This window comes from Fimbriimonadaceae bacterium, assembly GCA_019454125.1.
Lineage (GTDB): Bacteria > Armatimonadota > Fimbriimonadia > Fimbriimonadales > Fimbriimonadaceae > JALHNM01.
Genome location: CP075365.1, coordinates 1,136,847 through 1,157,955, shown reverse-complemented (window position 1 = coordinate 1,157,955; position 21,109 = coordinate 1,136,847). Strand labels below are relative to the sequence as shown.

Genomic DNA, 21,109 nt, shown 5'->3' with positions numbered 1-21,109 from the left:
CCGGTTTGAGCTCCGGACCCATCTGATAGTGGGATCGGCACGATTCTTGCCCCTTCCTATGTCCACAGGCCCGGCCCACGGCCCGGCTCTGGTACTATCCCGATTCCACTGCCGCTTAGCTCAGTGGTAGAGCAGCTGACTGTTAATCAGCGGGTCGTAGGTTCGAATCCTACAGCGGCAGCCACTCCCCCTAGCCCCTCGGGGCCGCCTTTGGTGCCTGTGCACGCCCAATCATCCGGAGAAGCGGCGGAGGCGGAGCGAGTTGAGCACGACCGAGACGCTGGAGACCGCCATCGCGGCCGCGGCGAACATGGGGCTGAGGTAGCCCATCGCGGCCAACGGGATCATCACGACGTTGTAAGAGAAGGCCCAGAAGAGGTTCCACCGGATCGTGCGGAGCGTGGCCTGGGACAGGCGGATCGCGGTCGGCACGGCCCGCAGGTCCGTCCGCAAGATCACCATCCCGGCCGTCTCCATGGCGACGTCGGTGCCGTGGCCCATGGCGATGCCGAGGTCGGCGGCAGCCAAAGCGGGCGCGTCGTTGATCCCGTCCCCGACCATGGCGACTGGGCGCGCCGAACCTTCCACCACCGCCACCTTTCCTTCTGGCCGGACCTGGGCGACGACTTCGGCGATCCCCGCCTGGCGGGCGACCGCGCGGGCGGTGGCCTCACTGTCCCCGGTGACCATCTTGGTCGCCAGACCCAACCGCGAAAGTTGGGCAATGGCCTCGCGGCTGTGCTCGTCGATGACGTCCGCCACCGCGATCAGCGCGCGAACGCGAGCCGCGTCCTGCAGCACGAAGACCGTCTTCCCTTCCTCCTGCAAGCGGCGCAGGGCTTCTTCGGCCTCGACCCCAAGGCCGTCCCTGGCTTGCTGGGGGCTCACGAGCGCCCACTCCTCGCCATCGACCTTGCCGCGGATGCCCCGGCCCCGAAGGGCCTCGAAGCCGACGACCGGTCTCGGCGCGACCCCCCGCGCCCGGGCTGCGCGAATCACGGCGCCGGCGATCGGGTGTTCCGATCCCGCCTCGAGCGACGCGGCGATCCGAAGGGCCTCGTCCTCGCTCAATTCATGCAGGGTGAGGATGTCGGTCAGGTCGGGCCGCCCACGGGTGACGGTGCCTGTCTTGTCGAAGAGCACGGTGCGCAACGTCCCGGCGCGTTCCAGCGCCTCCGCGTCCTTCACGAGGATCCCGAGCTCGGCCCCGCGACCTGTTCCCACGATCAGGGCCGTCGGCGTGGCTAAGCCCAGCGCGCAGGGGCACGCGATCACGAGGACGGCCACGCCGCGCAGGATCGCCTGGTCGGGGCTGCCGCCGAGCGCGAAGGTCGCGGCAGAGACGGCGAGCGCGATGACGATCACGATCGGGACGAAGACCGCGGAGACGCGGTCGACCAAGCGCTGTAGCGGCGCCTTCGACCCCTGGGCGCGCTCGACCATGCGGATGATCTGGGCGAGCGTGGTCTCTGAACCGACGCGCTTTGCACGGTAGGTGACGGTGCCATTCTGGTTGACGGTGCCCGCGCTGAGCGGCTCGCCCGGATGCTTGGCGACTGGGATCGGCTCCCCCGTCAACATGGATTCGTCGACGCTGGTCTCGCCCGACTCGACCGTCCCGTCCACGGCGACTTTCTCGCCCGGGCGGAGCCGGAGAAGGTCGCCCACCGCAACCTCGCGGATCGGCACCGACGTTTCTTCGCCGGCAGCCCCAATGCGGACGGCCGACCGGGGGGCAAGCTCCATCAGCTTCCGGATCGCTCCTGACATTCGCGATTTGGACCGCGCCTCCAGGTACCGACCCAAGAGCACGAGGGTCACGATCCCGGCCCCCACCTCCAAGTACACGTGCTCGCTCTGCGCGTGGGCGTCCTGGGGATAGGCGAGCAAACCGAAGAGGCTGTAGAGCCACGCCGCCGTCGCGCCGATCGCGATGAGCGTGTCCATAGTGGTCGAAAAGTGGCGGAGCGCACTCGCCGCGTTCGCGAAGAACTGCCGTCCGGCATAGAAGACCACGGGGGTCGTGAGCGCGAACAGGATCCAGTTCACCGAAACGGGACGCGGGTGCCAGAGCATCGAGACCAGCACGATGGGGACGGCCAGGGCAGCCCCAAAAGCCAAATCTGCCAGGGCACGCCGGGAACCGTCATCGGCCAAATGGTCGTGGTCTCCTTCCGGACGCCTCGGCCGCGCGGAGTAGCCCGCGCCCTCGACCGCCTCGACCAAGCTCTCCAGCGCCACCCGCTGGGAATGGTGGACCGTGCCGGTGTGGCTGGCGAAGTTCACGTTCGCCTCGGTGACCCCTTCGACGCGGGCCAAGGCACGCTCGACCCGGGCGACGCACGAGGCACAGCTCATGCCCTCGATCTCCAGTTCGGTCGAGTGGACGGCTCTCTCTTGCGTGTGGGTGGGGGAGCTAGACACAGGAATCGATGCCGGCGAGCGTATAGCCCTCTTGCTCGATCAGGCCCGCGAGACTCGTCAGGTCGATGTCCTCGCCCGTAATCTCCGCGAAGTGCGACTCCCAGTCGACTTTGGCACTGTCAACACCTCGCGCCCGAATGAGCGCGCTCTCGACCGCCTTCGCACAATGCGCGCAGGTCATGCCTTTGATCTGCAAAATGAACCGTTGCATATACCCTTGGAAGGTATAAGGCAGGATGTTGAGGCCGTGTTCCCCTCGCTCCCGCCACTACCCGTCTGATCATATCCCGGCTTCGGAATCAAGCTGAGGGAACTTGGGCGCAACGATACCCCTCAGGGGTTTGAACGAAGAACGGCGGCACCGAGGTTTGGCGCCGCCGCTCGTTCTTGCAGGGGAAAAGTCGGCGTCAAGCCTTCATGACCATGAAGGTGATGCGGGCTTTGTCATCGTCGCCTTCACCTTTGACGACGATGGGCTGGTTGAGTCGCCCAGAGGCTTCGCCGCTGATCCGACCTGTGTACCGGTCATAGGTAAAGGTCAGGTCCTTTTTATCCCGCTTAGGGTTAATGTCGGCGTGGTCGTCTTGACGTTCCAGACCGCCGTCATCGTCTAAGAGACGTATCGTGATCCGCGAATAGCGGGTCTTGTAATCAAGGGGGATTTCCCAATTGGGCCACCCATCGTCCTTGGCCAAAACTTCAGTCTTGGTCTTCACGCCGTTAACGGTCACTTCGGCGAAGAAGTCAGCGCGGTTTGCGCCCAGCGCATCACCTTGGTCTAGGTTGTCCATCTGCTCGACCCGTCTTATGACGAGCACGGGCATCCCTCGGAGTTTTGGCGTATAAGCGCCTGCTCCTTCCGATTGTTGCGCTAGCGAGAAACCGGACAAGCTCATCGCCGCCACGGATAGCAAAGCGAAACGTTTCATGTCGATGCCGATATACGGGTCTCCGCGTGAGTTCCCGAGCTAATGGTTAGTCAAAACGCATAAAAATTGTATAGGAAGACCTACAAGTGCGCAAGTTGTAAATCCCAGGGCCCAGTCTAACTGTTCGGACTTCGCCGCTTTTGTCGTTTCCTACTTCGATGAAGATGAAACTGCTCGCTCAGGTTTTCACCGCCTGCTTGGTGTCGGCGGGACTTGCCCAACCGGTGCCTCCGACAGGCGAGGCCGCCTTGCGGAGCCGGTTCACTACCGTTTACGGCCCGAGCGGCCTGATCAACGTGCCGAGCGCATATGTCACGCCTCAAGGAAGGCTGATGGTCGGCGTCACTCTCGGCCAAGACCGCTCGGCAGTGGCCAACTATGGCCTGATCCCGGGCATCGAGGTCGGTGGCGCCTATTACGAACTCACCGGAAAGACTGAGGGCGAGGTCCTTGCCAACGGCAAGGTCAACATCGTCCCTGCGAACTTCCGAAACGTGGAGATCGGGGTCGGCGTGATCGACGTGGCCGACCGTCTTGACGCCACCTTCTATGCCGTCGCCTCTGCCCAGATCATCACCCCGCCCTCGGTTGAAGACCAGTTCCAAGGGGTGCGCGTCCACGCCGGCTATGGCTCGGGGCTCTTTAGAGAGAAACTGATCGGCGGCGCGGAACTCCTCTTGACCCCACGGCTGAGCGTGATCGGCGAATACGATGGGACCGATGGAAACTTTGCCCTGCGCTACTTGCCGAACGACACGGTCCGGGCGCAGATCGGCGTGCGCAGCAAGCGCATCTTCTTTACCCTCGCCACCGCGATCTCGCCGTAGTCGCAGGTGCTGACGCATTTCGGGCTCCCGCCCCGTACATAGCGAAGAGGATGGGCGAAGTCTTCATCCCCTCGCCGTGTACGGGGGTTTGCCGTTTGGATCCCGAGCAAGTGTGCCAGGGCTGTGGACGGACGATCGCGGAGATCTGCGCGTGGACAACGATGACACCAGAAGAACGCAAGGCGGCGGTGGAGCTCGCCCGGGGCAGGCTCGCAGGGATGGCAAGCTCAGCCCCCGCGCAGGCCGCGAACCCGCTCGGCTAGATCCTCCGCCGATATCCCTTCCACCGCGAGCGTCTTATCCCGCCCCGTTTGCCCGCGGATGATCTGCAACGAGGTTTTCGGGACGTGGAGGGCCTTCGCGAGGGCCGCAACTACCGCCTCGTTGGCCTCGCCGTCGGATGGCGGCGAGGTGACATAAACCCGGACAGGATCGTCCCACTCGACCCTGGTGCGGCTCGCCTTTGGGGTCACCCGGACTCGGAGCTCAGCTCGCAAAGGCGTCGGCGGCGGCGACCTCAAGGACAGGCTTTGCGGGGCCGAGCCGTTCCAGGTGCTCGTGGAGCAGGGCCCGGAACCGCGCCTCGAACGCGCGCTTCTCGTCGTCCAGCTTCTGCAGCTCCCAGTGGGCCGCGGCCGTCGCCTCAAGCGCCTTCTGCCGGATTTCCGAAGCCTCCAGGCGCGCCGCTTCTACCGCAGAATCGGCCTCGCGCCTTGCGGCCGTGCGGGTGTCGTCCGCCGCTTTTTGGGCCAGCACCAGCGCCTCGCGCAATGTGGCCTCTTGGGCGCGGAACCGCTCGAGTTCCTTGCTCGCGAGTTCGTTCAGCCGCCGCAGTTCCTTCACTTCGACCAGCAAGGACTCGAGTTGCTCGGCGACTCCGGCGACCAAGCGGTCGACCGTCTCGCGGTGGTAGCCACGCAGAGTCGTGGGGATCTGCACCCGCTCAAGGTCGAGGGGTGTAAAGCGTTCCTTCGCCATCGTGTTTCCTCGGGGCAGCGTCCATGCGACCCCTAAACCGTTAGACGCCGCAGCGGCCCGAACGGTCGCTCAGCCGCGCCACTTCTTGAGGATGTCGGCCCGGTTCTTCTTGGCCGCGCCGTCGTTCGGGTTGCGATGGACCACCATGTCCCAGACGCGCACCGCGTCCTCGTAATAGCCGAGCCGGTTATAGGAATGGGCCAGGAAGCGCAGCGCGTTCACGTGGGGCGGCGGGGTCATCCTGAGCGCAGGCTCCAGAAGGGGCACGACTCGGGTGTAGGCCTTCGCATTGAACCAAAGCTGCGCCTCATAGTAGGCCGCGTCGGCGTAGTCGGGGTTCGCGTTCTTGAAGCGGATTGCGTAGGCGAACGCTTCCGTCCGTTCTTCGACGTTGCCGAGCATCCAGATGAGGTCGCTCGCACGCTCCTCGTCCCTCGGGTCTGCTTCGACCAAGAACCGCAGCGACTGGTTGATCCGCGGGAACTCGCCGTCCCGGAACCAGGCGTCGTTAAGCTCCTCCATCCGGCCCGCCGCGCGCTGGTAGATCGCCTCGGACCGGTCCTCAGGCTGCGGCGGCTCTTGCGCCCCCGCCTCCAAGGAGGCTACGACGAAAGGCAGCACCATCAAGGCGCCTGCCCGCTTCCAAAGCCCGTGCGGGCTGAGGTGCGGCCTCACGACCGCCCCAACTGGTCGCGGAGTTCCTGCTGGACCATGGCCGGGTTGGCCCGGCCCTGCGTGGCCTTCATCACGGCGCCGACAAGGAAGCCGATCACGCCCTCCTTGCCGCCGCGGAAGTTCTCGACCGGCCCGGGATTCTCCGCGATCACTTTCGCCACCGCGTCGCGGATGAAAGAGTCGTCGCTGATCTGGGTCAAGCCCCGCTCCTCGACGAGCTTGCTTGGCATCGCGCCGCTCTGGAACGAGTCCTCCAGCAGCGTCTTTGCCACCTTCGAGTTCACCACACCGCGGGCGGTGAGGTCGGCGAGGTCGACGATGTGGGCCGGGGTCATGACGCTCACCTCGCGCCCTTCCGGGTCCAGCGAGCCGTCGAACCGGGCCGACTGGCCCGTCTCTTTGAGCAGCCGCATAAAGTCACCGTTCATCCAGTTCGTGACCGCTTTAGGTTCGCCGCCCTGGCGCACGGCTTCCTCAAAGAACTTCGCCCAGGCCTGGTCGGCCACCAGCACGCCGGCGTCGTAGTCGCTCAGGGCGTATTCCCGCTGGTATCGCCGTTGCTTAGCCAGCGGCAGCTCGGGCAGGCTTGCGCGCAAGCCTTCGATGTACTCCTCGTCGAAGTGCATCGGGATTAAGTCGGGGCATGGGAAATAGCGGTAGTCCGCCTCCGTCTCCTTCGTGCGCATCGCGTAGCTACTGAGCGTGCCCTCGTTCCAGCCGCGTGTCTCCTGCAGCACTCGGCCGCCATCCTCGTAGACCTGTGCCTGGCGCTTGGTCTCGTATTCGACGCCGAGCTGCACGCTCCGGAAGGAGTTGAGGTTCTTCAGCTCGGTCTTCGTGCCGTAATCTTCGCTCCCCTCGGGTCGGATCGAGATGTTCGGCTCACAGCGCAGGCTCCCCTGTTCCATGCGGCCGTCGGTGACCCCAAGGTAGAGCAGGGTGAGGCGGAGCTGGACGAGATAGTCGCGCGCCTCGTCCGGGCTGGTGATGTCCGGCGGGAAGTCCGTGACGATCTCCATGAGCGGCACCCCCGCGCGGTTGTAGTCGACCCCGCTGCCGCCGCCGGGCAGGTGGAGCAGCTTGCCCGTATCCTCCTCAAGGTGGATGCGCCGGATCTTGACCCTCTTCTCGCCGCCGTCGGCGGCCGGGATCTCGAGGTAGCCCCAGTAGCCGAGCGGGTTCGTCTCGCCGTACTGGCTCACCTGGTAACCCTTCGGCAAGTCCGGATAGAAGTAGTTTTTCCGGTGGAAGACGCTGTCGTAGGCGACCTTGCAGTTGAAGGCGAGCGCCGTTCGCAGCACCATCTCGATCGCCGTTCGGTTCGGCACAGGCAGGGTGCCGGGCATGCCCAGGCACACCGGGCAGACCCGGGTGTTCGGCTCCCCGCCGAAAGCCACCGCGCACCGGCAGAACATCTTGCTCTCCGTGAGCAGCTCCGCGTGCACCTCCATCCCGACGCTGGTCACATAGCGCGTCACGGCTTCAGCTTACATCCTCTGAGAGGCAGATGGCCACGCAGCGTTCGGGAAGAGACAGCATTTGTACTGTTCCAGGAGCGCCAGAACCCGCGCCCAAATGTTCGAAACGAAGCCTAAAGCGCCGGACACCCCGCTACAAGGGCCGAGCGTTGGGGGGACGCGCTCCCTTCCCGTCGGCGACGGGAAGGGGAAGCGAAGGTCAGCGGGTCGTGGTCGACCCGGTTTCTTCAGCGCCGGTCTTGTTCATGTTGCTGATGTCTGCGCCGAGGGCGTTCTCCCGCTCCTCCTTGCCGACATTGCCTCCGCTCGGAGCGTCCAGGTACATGTCCTTCGTCTCGCCGCCACCGTCAGACCCGCACCCGACGGCCGTCGCGAGCGCGAGCAGGGCTAGCAGGCTCCTCACTGGTTGAAGACTCCCCAAAACTCTTTCAGGTCTTCGCTGGCGAAGTACTTGTTGCAGAAGTCTTGGTTGCCGGTGTAGTCCGGAGTGCACGGCTGGGCGCCTTTGCTGACGCAAGTGCCGAGGAACTTTTCCCGCCCATAGTGGCCCACGTGGCCATCGGCGTAAGCCGCCACGAACCGGTTCCCCCACTCTCTTCGGGCGTCCCAGACGAGGGTCTCCCAATAGAAGTCGTCGTTGGCGTACCAGTTCTTATAGGGGCTCATCGCCCAGATGCTCTGGAAGTACATCCAGCTGTAGTTCAAGCCGGAATAGCGGGTGGGCGTCAGCGCCATGCGGCGGGCGGGATCGTTGATCGTGGTCAGCGTCCTGGTCGAGTTGGCGCTTAGCGAATTGGTCCGCGAACTGCCCTGGCAGGTGCCGAGGCCGCTGTTCCCGAAGCCGTCCGCGTTCATGGACATGTTCGTGACCCAGCCCCAGCGGTAGCGGAAGCTCGGATAGAACTTATCGCGGAAAGCCGGGCGGCCGTCCGGAGTGGTCGCGTCCTCCTTGGGCTCGGGCAAGAGGGCGTCGAACGTCAAGGGCCGGCTCTTGCGGTAAGGCTCGGTGTTATTGATCCAGGTCGTGTCGTTGTAATAGACCTGGGCGGGATAGCCCTGGACATAGCCGTAGTGCCACGGCACTCGATCCTCGTTGTCGTTGGCGTACATCAGGAGGCCCAGCATCTGCTGCTTAAGGCCGCTCGTGGTCGCCGTCTTTTTTGCGGACGTCTTCGCCTGGGCGAAGACCGGGAAGAGAATCGCTGCAAGGATGGCAATGATGGCAATTACGACGAGAAGTTCGATCAGGGTGAACGCTCTCTTCATAGAGGCCAGCCTATTACGCAAATGCTAAGGGCGAGTTAAGAGCGGGACTGGACGGCAAAAATCCTGGGGCACCTGCCACTGCCGGGCGGGTTATAAAAAAAGGCGGCGACCCGGAGGGTCGCCGATGTCTCTTCACCCTAAGACCTGTGGCCTTAAGTACAGGGAGATCTCCTTTGGCCCCCGAACGGACCTTTCTCGTCCCCCTTAGATAGATAGGGACGCTTTCGCCGCCGGATCGTTCACCAACCCAGAAAAAGTGACGGCGAATAGATCCTTCGCTCCGTGAATAATGGGACATGGCTGAGCGACTGGTGATCGGGTGGAGGGAGTTCGTCGACCTTCCGGAATGGGGGATCGAGGGATTGCACGCCAAGATCGACACCGGTGCCAGGAGCAGCGCGGTCCACGTCGAGCAGATCGAGGAAGTCGGCGAGGGGCGCATCCGGTTCCAGGTCGTGCTGGACCTCCGCCACCGGCACAAACGCGTCACGGTCGAAGCGCCCATCTCGCGCAGGAGCCATGTGACCTCGAGCAACGGCGTAAAGCACGAGCGGTACTTCGTGGAGACCCTTTTCCGCCTAGGCCCCGTCGAAAAAAGGGTCGAAATTTCCCTCGTGAGCAGAGATAATATGAAGGTGAGGATGCTCGTGGGCCGCACCGCGCTCGGAGATGAATTTTTGGTGGACGCCCACTCGGTTCACCTGGTTCATCGGCCAAAGTCGTAGGGACGCCCAGCCTGGACTCTTGTGAAGGTCGTCATCCTCTCCCGCGCCCCGCGCCTTTACAGCACGCGCCGTCTGCGCGAGGCTGCCCGGGGGCGTGGGCACCAAGTCCAAGTCTTGGACACACTGAAGTTCTCCCTCCTCCTGGAGACGGGCGAGCCCGACCTCTTCTACCGGGGACGGAGGATGCACATGGTGGACGCCGTCATTCCCCGCATCGGGGCGTCCGTCACCCAGTTCGGGGTCAGCGTCGTCCGCCAGTTCATGCAGATGGGCGTCTTCGTCGCGAACACGGCGAACGCGGTCACGAACAGCCGGGATAAGCTCCGCTCGCTTCAAATCCTCTCTCGGTACGACATCGGCATCGCGCCGACCTCCTTCGTCCGCGGCCGGGACGATATCTTGCCCGCGATCCAGCGGGTCGGGGGCGCCCCCGTGATCATCAAACTCTTGGAGGGCACCCAAGGTGTCGGCGTCATCCTCGCCGAGACTCAAAAAGTGGCGGAGGCGATCATCGAGACGATGCAGGGCGCCAAGCAGAACGTGATCGTGCAGAAGTTCGTGGCGGAGAGCAAGGGCAAGGACGTGCGCGCCCTGGTCGTGGGCGACCAAGTGGTCGCGGCGATGCGCCGCGTCGCCCAAGGCACGGAGTTCCGCGCCAATATCCACCGGGGGGGCATGGCCGAGCCGGTAGAGCTCGACGCACCCTTTCGAGAGACCGCCGTCCGTGCCGCCCAGATCCTCGGGCTACGTGTCGCCGGCGTGGACATGCTGGAGTCGGCCGAAGGGCCGCAGGTGATCGAAGTCAACTCCTCGCCCGGCCTGCAAGGGATCGAACGGACCACCGGGGTCGACGTCGCCGGCTGCATCGTCGACTACGTCGAACAGCAGGTCCTCTTCCCCGAGCTGGATGTGCGCGAGCGCCTCACCGTGACCAGCGGGTACGGCGTCGCCGAGCTCGTGGTCTCGAAAGATTCCACGTACGAGGGCAAGACGATCCATGAGAGCGGTCTGCGAGAACAGGACGTGGTCGTCCTGACCTTGGAGCACGAAGGGACGACGATCCCCAACCCCTCGCGGAACCATGCGCTGATCGCAGGGGACCGGCTGCTCTGCTTCGGCCGGTTAGATGCGATGAAGGACATGGTCCCTCGTCGGAAGAAGCGGCGGGTGAAAAAGCAGAACTCCCCGGCGGGGTAGCCGCCCAATGGGCCTAGCGGCAAAGCCGCTCCAGGCCCCGATGAAACGCGCCCGTTGTTCGGGCCTGTGATAGAGTGTCGCCTAACCAACGGGCGATTCGCCTCGCCCAGGAACGTGGACCGCATGAGAACCTTTGCCGCTTTCGCCCTTTTCGCCGCAGTCGCGCCCGCCTTTGCCCAAAAGGTGGACTTCGTCCATGACCAATCTTCGAAGAAGAAGCTGGTCTATGACCTTGACATCCAGGCCAAAGGCGAGAACGAGTTCAGCACCAAGTCGGTCTTCGACCTGAGCTACGGGGCAAAGTCTGACAAGGGCGTGCAGGCCAACCTGAATCCTACGGTCTGGTCGATGAAAATCAACGGGAATGAGATGAGCCAGATCGCTGAAGCGGGACAGCCAAGTTTCATTCTCGACAGCCACGGTCTGCCGACCGCCGTCAACATGTCCGGGCCAGAGATGTTCTTCGTCATCTCCCTCCTCCTGTCCTACCTGCCCGCCGCCGAGCTTGCGGAGGGGGACGAGTACAAGATCGATTGGGCGATCGACGGTGTGGCCTTCAAGGGCACCGGGAAGTTTTCGGGCTATGAGGAGGCGGGCGACAAGAAACTTCCGCGCTTGAGCGTCCGCGCCGTGCTGACGCCCGGCGCCGGAGACTCAGCGAGCTTCGACTTCACCCAGATCTACGACCCAGCGGCGAAGGCACTCGTGCGGGCAACGGGCTCGGCCAAGCTTTCCGAAGAAACCTTCAGCCTAGCCCTCACGGTGAAGTAACGGCGTCTCGGCATCGAAAAACGCGGCGACCGACTCGCGCAAATGTTGCTTCCGCGCGTCGTCCAGCAAGGCGGCCTCGACGGCGGCGAGCGTCAGGCGCCTGACCGCACCCGCGTCAAAGCCGAACTCGCGGACGACACCGATCCATTCGTCCGTGAGGGTCGTGCCGAACATGGGCGGGTCGTCGGAGTTGACGCTGACGTTCAACCCGGCCGCGATCATTCTTGGGAGCGGGTGCTCGGCCAGGCTCGGCACCACTCCGAGGCAGACGTTGCTGGTCGGGCACACCTCGAGCGGCATCTGGCTCTGCACCAGCTCTTCGACCAGCGCAGGGTCTTCCATGCACCGCACGCCGTGGCCGATGCGCAAGGCGCCGAGTTCATCGATCGCCCCTCGGATGCTGGCCGGCCCCTCGGTCTCGCCTGCATGGGGGATGCTCGGGACACCCGCCGCGCGCACCCGGTCGAACGCCTTGCGGAAGAGGGACGGCGGAAACCCGACCTCGTACCCTCCCAGGCCGAAGGCGTGGACCCCTTCTCCATGCGCATCGACCACCCAGTCGGCGACCATCATCGCCTCCTCGTCTGAGCACGCCTCACGCGGGAGGTCGACGATGATGTTGCAGGTCACGCCGAGCTCCGCCTCGCCCCAAGCGCGCGCCCGGTTCAGGGCTTCGACCTGCTTTTCCCACGGAATGCCGCCCCGGCGGAAGACGGTGAGGGCGGTGAAGGTCGCCTCCGTGTGGAGGATGTTCTGCTCCGCTTGGCCCGCCAGGAACTCACGCGCGACGAACTCCAGGTCTTCGGGGTGCTGCATGCATTGGCTACAGCTCCAATAGATGTTGGCGAAGTGGGGGAAGTCGGTGAACCGGTACCATTCGCGGAGCCCTTCGACCGTGGTCGCGGGCAAGGGCATGTTGTTCCGCTCGGCCAGCTGAAGCAGGGTCTCGGGACGGATCGAGCCCTCCAGGTGGACGTGGAGCTCCACCTTCGGCATCGCGCGGAGAAAGCTCTCGAACTCGGTAGAAAGCGGGGCGGCCTGCTCCTCCACGATCCTCCTCATGATCCCACGGAGGGCGGCGCGGCTCCGGGCCCTCGACCGCCGGCGGCGCACAATGACGCCATGGTTTACGGCCGGAACTGGCGCGAACGGTTCAGGCTGCCGGACGGGACGGAGGCGCTCTTCCGCCTGGTGCGGCCGACAGACGCGCCCTGGTTCCAAGACGGGTTCCGCTATTTCAGCCGCGACACCATGTACCGCCGATTGATGAGTCACCGCGACCGGTTCACGGAAGCAGAACTCCGCTACCTCACGTCGGTGGACGGCTGGAACCACCTTTGCATCGTGGCCTTCCGCCGCACTGGGGACCGCTGGGAGGCGCTGGCCGCCGGCAGCTTCATCCGGCGGGATAGCGACGGCCAGGTCGCCGAGTTCGCCGTGCTTGTGGGAGACCCGGTCCAGCGGATGGGCGTCGGGACGCGCCTTGCCCTGCACCTCGTGCGCGCCGCCCGCGAGCGTGGCATCAAGCGCTTCTGCGCGGACATGCTCGCCGACAACGTCGCCGTATTCGCCCTGATCGATAAGATCGCCCCGGCCGCTTCTTGGCTCACGAACGGGATCGTCGCGGTGGTCGAGTTCGACCTGCGAAACGTCAAGTTCGAATGAGCTTGGCCCCATAATAGGGCTACACGCCATGCGAAGCGGACTTACGCTCTTGGCTCTCATCAGCCTCAACCTTGTCGCCACCGCCCAGCCCTGGACCCCGACTGTCGAATCCGACCTGAAATTCGACGACCTGTTCCCCCGCCGCTCTTTCTTCGGGAAGACCGCGAGGGCCGCGCAGTGGAGCCACGACGACCGGTTCGTCGCCTACCTCTGGAACGCCTACGACGACCGCGGCAGCGACCTGTGGATTTACGACACCCAGAAAGGCAAGGCCATCCGGGCGACCAGTCTCGACCTCCTGAAAGCCTTCGATTACGAAGCGGTGAAGGCCGGCGACCGGTTCGCCAGGGAAGACCGCGAACGCGACGAAAGCCTGAAACTCGATGAAAAAGGCTATCGTGAGTGGCAGAACAAGAAAAAGAAAGAGGACGAGGACCGCAAAGAGCCGCTGCCCGAGTACCCCGGTGTCTCCGACTATGAATGGTCGCATTCTGGAGACCGGCTATTGTTCGTCTATCGCGGCGACCTCTTCCTCCTGGAAGTGCAGCCCGATCGGTGGGATCCGGTTCGATCGGGGCCCGGATGGAAGGGTTCGGAGACCATAAAGGTCGAAGGTCCCGGTGGACAGGTCACTAGACTGACCAATACTCGCGAGGGCGAATCCGACGTTCGGTGGATGCCGGACGACGCCGGATTCTATTTTCGCCGCGGCCAGGGTCTATTCCGTATGCGCTTCGACGGCCCTGGAGTGACGCAACTTGACCCTAAACTGCCCGATGGGTTACCGCTTTGGGGGTACTCGCTTTCGCCGGACGGCTCGAAGATGATGATCTTTAGCGGCAAATCGACAGGGGAGTACAACCAGATCACATGGATAAGCTATCGCAAACGCTTCCCAGAGATTCGGCGGAGCAACCAGTATTACGGCACGCCCGACGAGAAGCTTAAGGAAGAGCGATACCTCTTCCTTTACGACTTAACGAAACCCGACTTCGACGACAATAAACCCTGGGAAGTCTGGAAGTGGAAGAGCGCGGACGAGGACTTTGTCCGCGATGTCTTAACGAGGACGACTCCCTGGTCTCCGGACAGTAAGCGGTTTACGTTCGCAACCCTGAACCGCTCCAGCCGAGAGCGGGAGGTCTTCGTGGCCGACCTCGGCACGAAGAAAGTCGAGTCGGTGGCCAAAGTCACGGAACCGGGCGAAATGCTGGGCAACGACCAGGCGGCTCCGTTCTTTACACCAGACGGTGAAAGAGTCGTGGCCCTTTTGGAGACGACCGGCTGGCGCTTGCCTTGGCTCATCGACCCAGTGCAGAAGACAAGCCGGCCGATCGTTCAAGGGGAATTCGACTTCTACCCCGTCTGCATCAGCAGGGACGGCAAAAAACTCGTGGGCTATTCGAACGGCGGTGACGTGGGCCGGGCTCAGATCTACACGGCGTCCATTGCCGACGGCTCCCTCACCAAATGGTCGAAGGGCGAGGGCAACTATGACAGCCCGACGGTCTCGAACGACTGCAGCGCTGCACTGGCCGCTTTCGCCAATTGGTCGACTCCGAAGGAGACCTACCTGATAAAGGGCGGCCGAGAGACGAAGCTCACGACGTCCCACCATCTGGAGGAATTCGCCGCCGTGAACCGCATAAAGCCGCAGCGGTTCTCGTTCAAAAACCGCCATGGTCACACGGTCAGCGGCTTCGTCTTCCTGCCGAAGGATTGGAAGAAGACGGACCTGCGCCCGTGCATGGTCTACACCTACGGCGGCCCGCTTGGAACGGGTTCGAGCGTGGTGGACGGCAGCTTCAACTCCACCGCCTACCTCTTCAACATGTACTTGACGTACAGCATGGGCTACGTCACCGCCACCGTCGACCCCCGTGGATCTTCCGGCTACGGCGCCCTCTTTGGTCGGGCCAGTAGCGGACAGATCGGCGTGCCCCAGACCGAGGACCTGGTGGACGCGGCCCGCCACCTCCAGGCTGAATATGGCGCCGACCCCAATCGCATGGCCCTGAACGGTTGGTCGTTCGGCGGCTGGCAAACCCAACATGTCTTGTACACGCAACCGGGCGTCTACCAGGTGGGTATTGCCGGTGCTGGCCCCACGGAATGGCAAAATTACAACCAGGGCTATGTCGAGAACGTTATCGGGATCCAGGAGGCCGGAAAAGTCGAGTTTCTGGACAAATTCTCGCTGACAAAAGTCGCGATGAACCTCCAAGACCGCCTGATGCTTCTTCACGGGATGGAGGATTCGAACGTGTTGTTCCAGCACACGATCGCGGTCTATCGGACCTTGCTGCAGAACGGAAGGGGCCCCTTGGTCGAACTGGTCATCGACCCGACGGGAGACCATGGCTTGGGCGGCGACATCAACCGCCGGGACACGTTGGCCTTCTATTTGCGCTTCTTGATCCAGAACTTTGGGGCAAAGCCAGAGGTCGGCCACCGGTAGAAGCTGCGATCGGCAGTCTCACGCCCAAAGCAGACTATTAATATCTACGGGTTTTCCGGACTCTGGTCCTTTCGCAGAATCTGACTAGACGTCGAAAACGGAACAGTCGTCCTGTAGAATGAAGGTGGCGTCAAATGATGGGATCGACAACGATAACCATGCTGGCGTCGCTGTCCGGTCTTAAGCGGGTCGAGGAGCAACTCCGACAGGCCACGTTGAAGGCGGGATATCCGGCGCAAGACATCAATGCGGCGAACGCGGCTCGCGAGGCGGCTCGGATTCAACACGAGACGTCCCGGGCGGCGGCGAGGATCGAGGGTGCCCTCCGGGCTTCCCTCCTAGACATTAAGGCTTGACGAAGACGCCAAGCCTCTTGACATACAGAAGGGTTCAGTGGTGCAGGGTACGCGATGGCGCGCCAGAAGGCACCCATGATCCAAAACGACACAATCAGGTACTTGAGCATCATCGGAATGCGAAACGCACAGCGGAGTGTGGAGATCGCCCTTGGTGCTTTAGGCAAAGGAAAGCGGGACGAAGTCGTGCTCGCCCAACTGAGTCTAAATGTCGCGATGACCGCTCATAGTACGAGCCATAAGGTCCTTCAAACGGTGGAAGCCGGGGAAAGAACCGTCTTAGACATTAGAACATGAGCGCCCCTCTCAGGTACGTTGACCGAATGCCTTCCGAACAGATCGGAACGCGCATCGCAGCTGTCTACGAGCTACAAAGTTCGTGGCTCGAGCCCCGCCTCGCCGAAATTGGTGTGGGTTGGAACACGTTCCAGCTCCTAACGACTATCGATGCGGCCGGGTCAGACGCCTCGCAAGTCGAGGTCGCCCGCCGACTCGGCGTGACCCCCGCGACCCTCAGCGAGACGGTGTTCGGCCATGTTAGAAAAGGCCTTCTTGAACAAGTCGTCTCGGAACGCGACCGACGCGTCAAACTTCTTCGCCTTACCGACCAGTCGCAAAAGCTGGTTCGCCAGATCCGCAAGCTTGTCACCGAATCGGAGCAAGTTATGGTCGAGGGCCTGTCCGATAGCGAGATCGGAATGATGGTCGGTCTCCTGGAACGCGTTATCGCGAACCTTGAAGGCACCCGCCGAAAGTGATCGCCAGGAAAGGTTTCCACGCCGCGGATCGGTTAGGGGCGTGGAAACCTTGTGTGGAAAATCTGTAAAACGCGCGCCATAACGTAGGCTTCTTGCGTCACTATAGGTGGGCAAGGGCTAGGCCCAGGGTCGTTTCATTCATGATCCGGATCGTCGGCGTTCAGAGAAGCAGCGAGGTCAAGGGGGAGTTTGTCCTTCTTCAGAACCAAGGCTCTATGCGTGTCAACCTTAGGGCGCACGCGGTGATCGCAGATGCGACCATACAGGGCGGCACGTCCTCTCCAGCCGCCCACTTCTTTGGAGAAGATGTCGACATCCTTCCTGGACAGTACATCCTTTTGAGGACCGTTCCTTGTCGGACAGGTTGGAGCACGACCAACGACGGCCAAAGGGTTTACCAAGCGTCGATGTCTTGCCCGCTCCCGGTTTGGGCGAACCACCCGGGGGCGCTCCATGTGCTGACTCCACAGCACACGTTTGTCGAGCGGAGCGCCGAGCTCCTAAGCGTCTAGGCCGGGTTCGTCCGGTTCATCGCCCGTTCGATGCCTTCGCGAAGGAAGTCTTCGCATCCGTCCGCCGCCTTTTCGACAGCGGACCGAACCGTTTCACGCTCATCGGGCCGAAACTTGCTCAGGACGTGGTCGATCGTCTCGTCGTCCCCCCGGCCGATTCCAATCTTGATGCGGGCGTATTCCTGGGTGCCGAGGGCCTGCACGATCGATTTGTGGCCGTTGTGGCCCCCGGGACTCCCCTTTGCCCTCATTCGGACGCGGCCCGTCTCCAAGTCCAGGTCGTCGGCGACAACCAGGATCTGGTCAGGTTTAAGGCCGTAATGGCGGACTAATGCCGTCACCGCCCTCCCGCTGAGGTTCATAAAGGTCGTGGGTTTCGCCAGCGCCACAGGAACGCCCGCCACGGTGCCCACCGCGAGGAGGGATTGGTGCTTCGCCGCGCCCCACTTTAGCCCGTTGCGGCGTGCCAGTTCTTCGACGACTTCGAAGCCAATGTTGTGGCGCGTCCCCGCATACTGCGCACCCGGGTTCCCGAGCCCGACGATAAGTGCCACCGGCGGCAGGGTCGGCTCAGTGCGTTTGCTGAAGAACTTCACCAGTTTCCGCCTGCGGATGGGTCGCGATCACGCCCCCGCTTGCGAGAGCGAAAATCACAAGGCCGAGCGCGATCCGGTACCAGACGAACACCATGGTCGTGCGGGTCTGCAGGAACTTCATGAGGAAAACGATCGCCGCATAGCCACTCACGAACGCGACCACCGTAGCAACGATCGTCGGTGCCATCCCACTGGCTAATAAGACGTCTCTTTCCTTGTATAGCTTGTACAAACCAGAAAGGACGATGGCGGGGACGGAAAGCAGGAAGGAAAAGCGGGCCGCGGCCGCTCGGTCGAAACCAGAGAACAGGCCGCCCGTTATTGTGCAACCACTGCGGCTTGATCCAGGGACAAGCGCCAAAGTTTGCCAAAGCCCCACGACAAGGCCGTCCTTCCAAGTCGCGTCCGTGAAACTTCGCCGCTGGGTTGCGACGCGCTCTGCTATAGCGAGGAAGACGGCGAAAAAGATAAGTGTCGAAGCGACGACATAGGCAGATCGGAAATCTCTGTCGATCTTGGACTCCAGGAGCAGCCCGGCGACCGAGATAGGGACGGTGCCCACCAAGATCGCCCAACCGATCCTGGCCGAATCCGTGCGCGCCGCAGACGGCTTAAAGAGCGATCTTGCCCACGCCGTCGAAACGTCCAAGAGGTCGTCTCGAAAGTACAACAAGACGGCCAAGATAGTGCCCAATTGGATCACGGCGGTAAAGCCTGCACCGGGGTCCCTCCAATGCAGAAGCTCGGGTAAGAGGAAGAGGTGGCCGCTGCTGCTTATGGGCAAGAATTCTGTCAAGCCTTGCACAAGTCCATAAGCGACAGCCTGGAGGAGGCTTACTTCCAAGCCGGCTCCTCCGGACTCCCTAATCCCAAAAACTTCATGCTGGCGTAACGGATACGCTGCGCGGCCTTTCCGTCGCCATAAGGAGAACTGGCCCGGGCCATTCGTTCGTGCTCCGCCGAGTCCCCCAACAAGCGCATAGCTTCCTGGACAATCTTATCTTTTTCCGTCCCGACCAGTTTGGCCGTCCCGGCCTCCACGCCTTCTGGCCGCTCCGTCGTCTCGCGCAAGACCAAGACCGGGACGCCGAGGGTCGGCGCCTCCTCCTGGACCCCGCCTGAATCGGTGAGGATCAGGCGGCTCCGCGCCATCAGGCGTGCAAAGTCGACATAGTCCGGCGGCTCAATCAGGTGGATGCGCGGATCTCCGCCCAGCACGTTCGTCAGCGTCTCGCGCACGGCGGGGTTCAAGTGCATCGGCACGACCAGCAACGCGTCCGGCACCCCGCGGACCACCTCAAGCGCTGCTTCCGCGATCCTGCGCTGCGGATCGCCCCAGTTCTCGCGGCGGTGGGTCGTGAGCAGGACGACCGGGCCGGTGTGCTCGGGGAACCAGTCCTTCCCCGCCGCCTGGGTGGCGAGCTTTACGGCATCGATGCCCGTGTTCCCGGTGACGAAGACGCTCTGTGGCGCGGCGCCTTCGCGCAGGAGGTTATCGCGCGACCATTCGGTCGGAGCAAAGTGCAACGAGGCGAACAGACCGACCGCGCGCCGGTTGAACTCTTCAGGGTACGGGTCCCAAACCGTGGGCGTGCGCAAACCCGCCTCGATGTGGGCGAATGGCCGCCGGTGGTAGAAGGCGGCCAGCCCCGCGACGAACGTCGTCGTCGTGTCGCCTTGGGCGAAGACGATCTGCGGCTCTAGCCGCCGGAAGAGCCCGTCGAGACCGTCCAGCGACCGAGAGGTCACCTGGGCGAGCGTCTGGCCATGGGTCATGACCTGCAAGTCCTCGTCCGGTTCCAACCCAAAGGCGCCCAGCGCCTGCCGCAGCATCTCGCGGTGCTGGCCCGTGCTGATCAAGACCGGCTCCCACAGGTCGCTGAACTTACAGGCTTCCAAGACGACGGGCGCCGTTTTGATGGCGTCGGGCCGCGTCCCGACGACAAAAGCAACGACGGGCCTAGCCATAGATCTTCAGCATCGTGAGCAACACGCCGCACATGGCCATGGCGGCGACATAGAGCACCCAGACCGCTTGGCGCTGGTTGAGGCCCCGGCTGAGCAGGGTGTGGTGGATATGGCGCTTATCGGCCTGGGTTATCGGTTGACCGCTGGCGACGCGACGCAGCACCACGACAGCCGCGTCAATGAGCGGAACGCCAAAGACCAGCACGGGAATGAACAGGGCGAGCGCGGCCGCCGTCTTCAGGGCCCCGACGATCGAGAGGCAGGCGAGTAAAAAACCGAGCGTCTGCGCTCCGCCCGTGCCCATGAAGATCCTTGCGGGGTTGTAGTTATAGCGGAGGAATCCGACGGAGGCGCCCGCGATGGCGGCCGCGATCAACGCCACGCGAGGCTGGCCCTCATAGGTCGCGATGATCGAAAGCGTGCCTGCCGCGATGCCGGAGATGCCGGCGGTGAGGCCGTCGATCCCGTCGATCGTGTCCATAGTCTTTGTGACCACGAAGATGTAAGCCGCCGTGAGCACGGCCGCCCAGGGGCCGAGCGCCACCCAGTGGTAGGGGCCGACCAGCGGCCACTCCATTCCCTGGATGCGGATGATGCCGGTCTTGTCGCCCGGAGTCGAGAAAAGCTGTACGGCGAAGCCGAGCCCCAGGATCCACAGCGCCTGCCACTTAGCCGAGAGCGGCTTGACGTCGTCCCACGCGCCGACCGCCACCAAGAGCAGGCCGCAAACGAGCATGCCGATCAGATAGGGCGGGAACGGGCGCACGGGGTAAGCGAACGGCAGGACCGTGACCAGCGACAGCACGATGCCCGCGAAGATGGCCATGCCGCCCCACCGCGGGGTGGGCTCCTTGTGGACCCGGCGGTCGTCGCGGTTCGGGTCGTCCACGGCGCCGTGCTTCAGGGCCAGTTTCTGGGCGACCGGGGTCAGGACGATCGTCGCCAGGAGCGCGACGATCATCGCGACCAGCGGAAAGAAGAACCCGTCCCAAGGCTCCTGGGCCGAGACCGCGGCGAAAAGTCCGGTCCAATTAGGCACGCGGGGCTAACTCCAACTCTTCAAGACGCTCGTCGACGTACCGATAGACTTCGGTTCCCGCCAACCTGAAGAGTTCGAGGGCGAAGTCGTCGGGGTAATCGCCCTCGAAGACGACCCGGTCAAGCCCTGCATTGATCAGCATCTTGGCGCAGGTGTTGCACGGTTGGCAGGTGACGTAGATGGTGGCGCCCTGGCAGGCGACGCCGATCATCGCGGCCTGGAGCAGGGCGTTCTGCTCGGCATGGAGCGAGCGGATGCAGTGGCCCGCCCGCATGCACCCTTCGGGCCAATCGTGGTCCGGCCCGCCGGGAGGGCAGTGGGGCAGTCCGCGGGGAGCGCCGTTATAGCCTGTCGCCAGGATCCGGCGGTCGCGGACGATGACGGCCCCCACCTGGCGTCGCGGGCAGGTTGCCCTTGACTTCACCAGGTGCGCGATCTGGATAAAGTATGTGTCCCAGCTCGGCCGCTCTAGCACCACGTTGATTAT

25 protein-coding genes and 1 tRNA gene are annotated in these 21,109 nt (G+C 63.4%); 11 read left to right on the top strand and 15 right to left on the bottom strand.

Annotated elements, in window-relative coordinates; all coding sequences use genetic code 11:
* Positions 1-109: 109 nt before the first annotated feature.
* Positions 110-184 (top strand) — tRNA-Asn (locus KF733_05740).
* Between the two features lie 47 nt (positions 185-231).
* On the opposite strand, the gene KF733_05735 is transcribed toward KF733_05740, so the two are convergent.
* The 3 genes from KF733_05735 to KF733_05725 all read right to left on the bottom strand — a co-directional run bounded on the left by KF733_05735 (position 232) and on the right by KF733_05725 (position 3,353).
* On the bottom strand, positions 232-2,424 hold the full coding sequence (locus KF733_05735) for a copper-translocating P-type ATPase (GenBank protein QYK56981.1): 2,193 nt from the start codon (positions 2,422-2,424) through the stop codon (positions 232-234).
* Positions 2,417-2,635 carry a heavy-metal-associated domain-containing protein gene (locus tag KF733_05730; GenBank protein QYK56980.1) on the bottom strand — a complete coding sequence of 73 codons (219 nt, stop codon included), beginning with the start codon at positions 2,633-2,635 and terminating at the stop codon, positions 2,417-2,419. The genes KF733_05735 and KF733_05730 overlap by 8 nt, the downstream gene beginning before the upstream one ends.
* A 196-nt stretch (positions 2,636-2,831) precedes the next feature.
* On the bottom strand, positions 2,832-3,353 hold the full coding sequence (locus KF733_05725; GenBank protein ID QYK56979.1) for a hypothetical protein: 522 nt from the start codon (positions 3,351-3,353) through the stop codon (positions 2,832-2,834).
* A 164-nt stretch (positions 3,354-3,517) separates the two neighbouring features.
* Here KF733_05725 and KF733_05720 point away from each other — a divergent pair, with 164 nt between their 5' ends.
* On the top strand, positions 3,518-4,180 hold the full coding sequence (locus tag KF733_05720) for a hypothetical protein (protein ID QYK56978.1): 663 nt from the start codon (positions 3,518-3,520) through the stop codon (positions 4,178-4,180).
* A 50-nt stretch (positions 4,181-4,230) separates the two neighbouring features.
* On the top strand, positions 4,231-4,443 hold the full coding sequence (locus KF733_05715) for a DUF1289 domain-containing protein (protein ID QYK56977.1): 213 nt from the start codon (positions 4,231-4,233) through the stop codon (positions 4,441-4,443).
* Here KF733_05715 and KF733_05710 read toward each other — a convergent pair.
* The 6 genes from KF733_05710 to KF733_05685 form a co-directional block, all read right to left on the bottom strand.
* On the bottom strand, positions 4,408-4,653 hold the full coding sequence (locus KF733_05710; GenBank protein ID QYK56976.1) for a DUF167 domain-containing protein: 246 nt from the start codon (positions 4,651-4,653) through the stop codon (positions 4,408-4,410). The two genes, KF733_05715 and KF733_05710, sit on opposite strands and share 36 nt — an antisense overlap.
* 13 nt (positions 4,654-4,666) lie before the next feature.
* A complete protein-coding gene (locus tag KF733_05705) occupies positions 4,667-5,158 on the bottom strand; it encodes a DivIVA domain-containing protein (GenBank protein QYK56975.1) in 492 nt (163 codons plus the stop codon).
* A 69-nt stretch (positions 5,159-5,227) separates the two neighbouring features.
* Positions 5,228-5,833, bottom strand: coding sequence for a tetratricopeptide repeat protein (locus KF733_05700; protein QYK56974.1), 606 nt, complete (start codon positions 5,831-5,833; stop codon positions 5,228-5,230).
* Positions 5,830-7,311, bottom strand: coding sequence for an Asp-tRNA(Asn)/Glu-tRNA(Gln) amidotransferase subunit GatB (gatB, locus tag KF733_05695; protein QYK56973.1), 1,482 nt, complete (start codon positions 7,309-7,311; stop codon positions 5,830-5,832). Before gatB ends, KF733_05700 begins: the two co-directional genes overlap by 4 nt.
* A 199-nt stretch (positions 7,312-7,510) precedes the next feature.
* Positions 7,511-7,714 carry a hypothetical protein gene (locus KF733_05690; protein QYK56972.1) on the bottom strand — a complete coding sequence of 68 codons (204 nt, stop codon included), beginning with the start codon at positions 7,712-7,714 and terminating at the stop codon, positions 7,511-7,513.
* Entirely contained in the window at positions 7,711-8,577 is an 867-nt protein-coding gene (locus tag KF733_05685; GenBank protein ID QYK56971.1) for a prepilin-type N-terminal cleavage/methylation domain-containing protein, read from the bottom strand. The genes KF733_05690 and KF733_05685 overlap by 4 nt, the downstream gene beginning before the upstream one ends.
* A gap of 296 nt (positions 8,578-8,873) precedes the next feature.
* Between KF733_05685 and KF733_05680 the strand changes: the two genes are divergently transcribed.
* The 3 genes from KF733_05680 (at position 8,874) to KF733_05670 (ending at position 11,270) form a co-directional block, all read left to right on the top strand.
* A complete protein-coding gene (locus tag KF733_05680; GenBank protein ID QYK56970.1) occupies positions 8,874-9,302 on the top strand; it encodes a RimK/LysX family protein in 429 nt (142 codons plus the stop codon).
* Positions 9,303-9,323: 21 nt separating this feature from the next.
* Positions 9,324-10,499 carry a RimK family alpha-L-glutamate ligase gene (locus KF733_05675; GenBank protein QYK56969.1) on the top strand — a complete coding sequence of 392 codons (1,176 nt, stop codon included), beginning with the start codon at positions 9,324-9,326 and terminating at the stop codon, positions 10,497-10,499.
* A 123-nt stretch (positions 10,500-10,622) separates the two neighbouring features.
* The gene (locus KF733_05670; GenBank protein ID QYK56968.1) at positions 10,623-11,270 is read left to right on the top strand and encodes a hypothetical protein; all 648 of its coding nucleotides are present in this window, start codon (positions 10,623-10,625) and stop codon (positions 11,268-11,270) included.
* Here the strand turns inward: KF733_05670 and add are convergent.
* Positions 11,250-12,332 (bottom strand): adenosine deaminase, encoded by a 1,083-nt coding sequence (gene add / locus KF733_05665; GenBank protein QYK56967.1) that lies wholly within the window; start codon positions 12,330-12,332, stop codon positions 11,250-11,252. The two genes, KF733_05670 and add, sit on opposite strands and share 21 nt — an antisense overlap.
* A 60-nt stretch (positions 12,333-12,392) precedes the next feature.
* On the opposite strand from add, the gene KF733_05660 reads away from it, so the two are divergent.
* The 5 genes from KF733_05660 to KF733_05640 all read left to right on the top strand — a co-directional run bounded on the left by KF733_05660 (position 12,393) and on the right by KF733_05640 (position 17,019).
* Positions 12,393-12,935, top strand: coding sequence for a GNAT family N-acetyltransferase (locus tag KF733_05660; protein QYK56966.1), 543 nt, complete (start codon positions 12,393-12,395; stop codon positions 12,933-12,935).
* 28 nt (positions 12,936-12,963) lie between these two features.
* Positions 12,964-15,393: a S9 family peptidase gene (locus KF733_05655; protein ID QYK56965.1), complete on the top strand. Its 2,430-nt coding sequence runs from the start codon at positions 12,964-12,966 to the stop codon at positions 15,391-15,393.
* A 134-nt stretch (positions 15,394-15,527) separates the two neighbouring features.
* Positions 15,528-15,749, top strand: a complete 222-nt coding sequence (locus tag KF733_05650) for a hypothetical protein (GenBank protein ID QYK56964.1) — start codon at positions 15,528-15,530, stop codon at positions 15,747-15,749.
* A gap of 293 nt (positions 15,750-16,042) precedes the next feature.
* Complete coding sequence (locus KF733_05645) at positions 16,043-16,507, top strand: winged helix DNA-binding protein (protein QYK56963.1); 465 nt, start codon at positions 16,043-16,045, stop codon at positions 16,505-16,507.
* Positions 16,508-16,647: 140 nt separating this feature from the next.
* A complete protein-coding gene (locus KF733_05640) occupies positions 16,648-17,019 on the top strand; it encodes a hypothetical protein (protein QYK56962.1) in 372 nt (123 codons plus the stop codon).
* On the opposite strand, the gene pth is transcribed toward KF733_05640, so the two are convergent.
* Genes pth through KF733_05615 form a run of 5 tightly spaced genes read right to left on the bottom strand, consistent with a single transcriptional unit; the run spans position 17,016 to position 21,097 of the window.
* Positions 17,016-17,573 carry an aminoacyl-tRNA hydrolase gene (pth, locus tag KF733_05635; protein ID QYK56961.1) on the bottom strand — a complete coding sequence of 186 codons (558 nt, stop codon included), beginning with the start codon at positions 17,571-17,573 and terminating at the stop codon, positions 17,016-17,018. The genes KF733_05640 and pth overlap by 4 nt on opposite strands.
* A gap of 16 nt (positions 17,574-17,589) precedes the next feature.
* On the bottom strand, positions 17,590-18,399 hold the full coding sequence (uppP, locus tag KF733_05630) for an undecaprenyl-diphosphatase UppP (GenBank protein ID QYK56960.1): 810 nt from the start codon (positions 18,397-18,399) through the stop codon (positions 17,590-17,592).
* Between the two features lie 50 nt (positions 18,400-18,449).
* Positions 18,450-19,583, bottom strand: a complete 1,134-nt coding sequence (gene wecB, locus KF733_05625; protein QYK56959.1) for a UDP-N-acetylglucosamine 2-epimerase (non-hydrolyzing) — start codon at positions 19,581-19,583, stop codon at positions 18,450-18,452.
* Positions 19,576-20,622, bottom strand: a complete 1,047-nt coding sequence (locus tag KF733_05620) for an undecaprenyl/decaprenyl-phosphate alpha-N-acetylglucosaminyl 1-phosphate transferase (protein QYK56958.1) — start codon at positions 20,620-20,622, stop codon at positions 19,576-19,578. Before KF733_05620 ends, wecB begins: the two co-directional genes overlap by 8 nt.
* Positions 20,615-21,097, bottom strand: a complete 483-nt coding sequence (locus KF733_05615) for a cytidine/deoxycytidylate deaminase family protein (GenBank protein QYK56957.1) — start codon at positions 21,095-21,097, stop codon at positions 20,615-20,617. Before KF733_05615 ends, KF733_05620 begins: the two co-directional genes overlap by 8 nt.
* Between the last annotated feature and the right edge of the window lie 12 nt (positions 21,098-21,109).

Bases quoted from the DNA above. Each gene is read 5' to 3' on its own strand.
- KF733_05730 (QYK56980.1), bottom strand. From the start codon at position 2,635: ATGCAACGGTTCATTTTGCAGATCAAAGGCATGACCTGCGCGCATTGT.
- KF733_05725 (QYK56979.1), bottom strand. From the start codon at position 3,353: ATGAAACGTTTCGCTTTGCTATCCGTGGCGGCGATGAGCTTGTCCGGT.
- KF733_05720 (QYK56978.1), top strand. From the start codon at position 3,518: ATGAAACTGCTCGCTCAGGTTTTCACCGCCTGCTTGGTGTCGGCGGGA.
- KF733_05715 (QYK56977.1), top strand. From the start codon at position 4,231: ATGGGCGAAGTCTTCATCCCCTCGCCGTGTACGGGGGTTTGCCGTTTG.
- KF733_05705 (QYK56975.1), bottom strand. From the start codon at position 5,158: ATGGCGAAGGAACGCTTTACACCCCTCGACCTTGAGCGGGTGCAGATC.
- KF733_05685 (QYK56971.1), bottom strand. From the start codon at position 8,577: ATGAAGAGAGCGTTCACCCTGATCGAACTTCTCGTCGTAATTGCCATC.
- KF733_05680 (QYK56970.1), top strand. From the start codon at position 8,874: ATGGCTGAGCGACTGGTGATCGGGTGGAGGGAGTTCGTCGACCTTCCG.
- KF733_05670 (QYK56968.1), top strand. From the start codon at position 10,623: ATGAGAACCTTTGCCGCTTTCGCCCTTTTCGCCGCAGTCGCGCCCGCC.
- add (QYK56967.1), bottom strand. From the start codon at position 12,332: ATGAGGAGGATCGTGGAGGAGCAGGCCGCCCCGCTTTCTACCGAGTTC.
- KF733_05660 (QYK56966.1), top strand. From the start codon at position 12,393: ATGGTTTACGGCCGGAACTGGCGCGAACGGTTCAGGCTGCCGGACGGG.
- KF733_05655 (QYK56965.1), top strand. From the start codon at position 12,964: ATGCGAAGCGGACTTACGCTCTTGGCTCTCATCAGCCTCAACCTTGTC.
- KF733_05650 (QYK56964.1), top strand. From the start codon at position 15,528: ATGATGGGATCGACAACGATAACCATGCTGGCGTCGCTGTCCGGTCTT.
- KF733_05645 (QYK56963.1), top strand. From the start codon at position 16,043: ATGAGCGCCCCTCTCAGGTACGTTGACCGAATGCCTTCCGAACAGATC.
- KF733_05640 (QYK56962.1), top strand. From the start codon at position 16,648: ATGATCCGGATCGTCGGCGTTCAGAGAAGCAGCGAGGTCAAGGGGGAG.
- wecB (QYK56959.1), bottom strand. From the start codon at position 19,583: ATGGCTAGGCCCGTCGTTGCTTTTGTCGTCGGGACGCGGCCCGACGCC.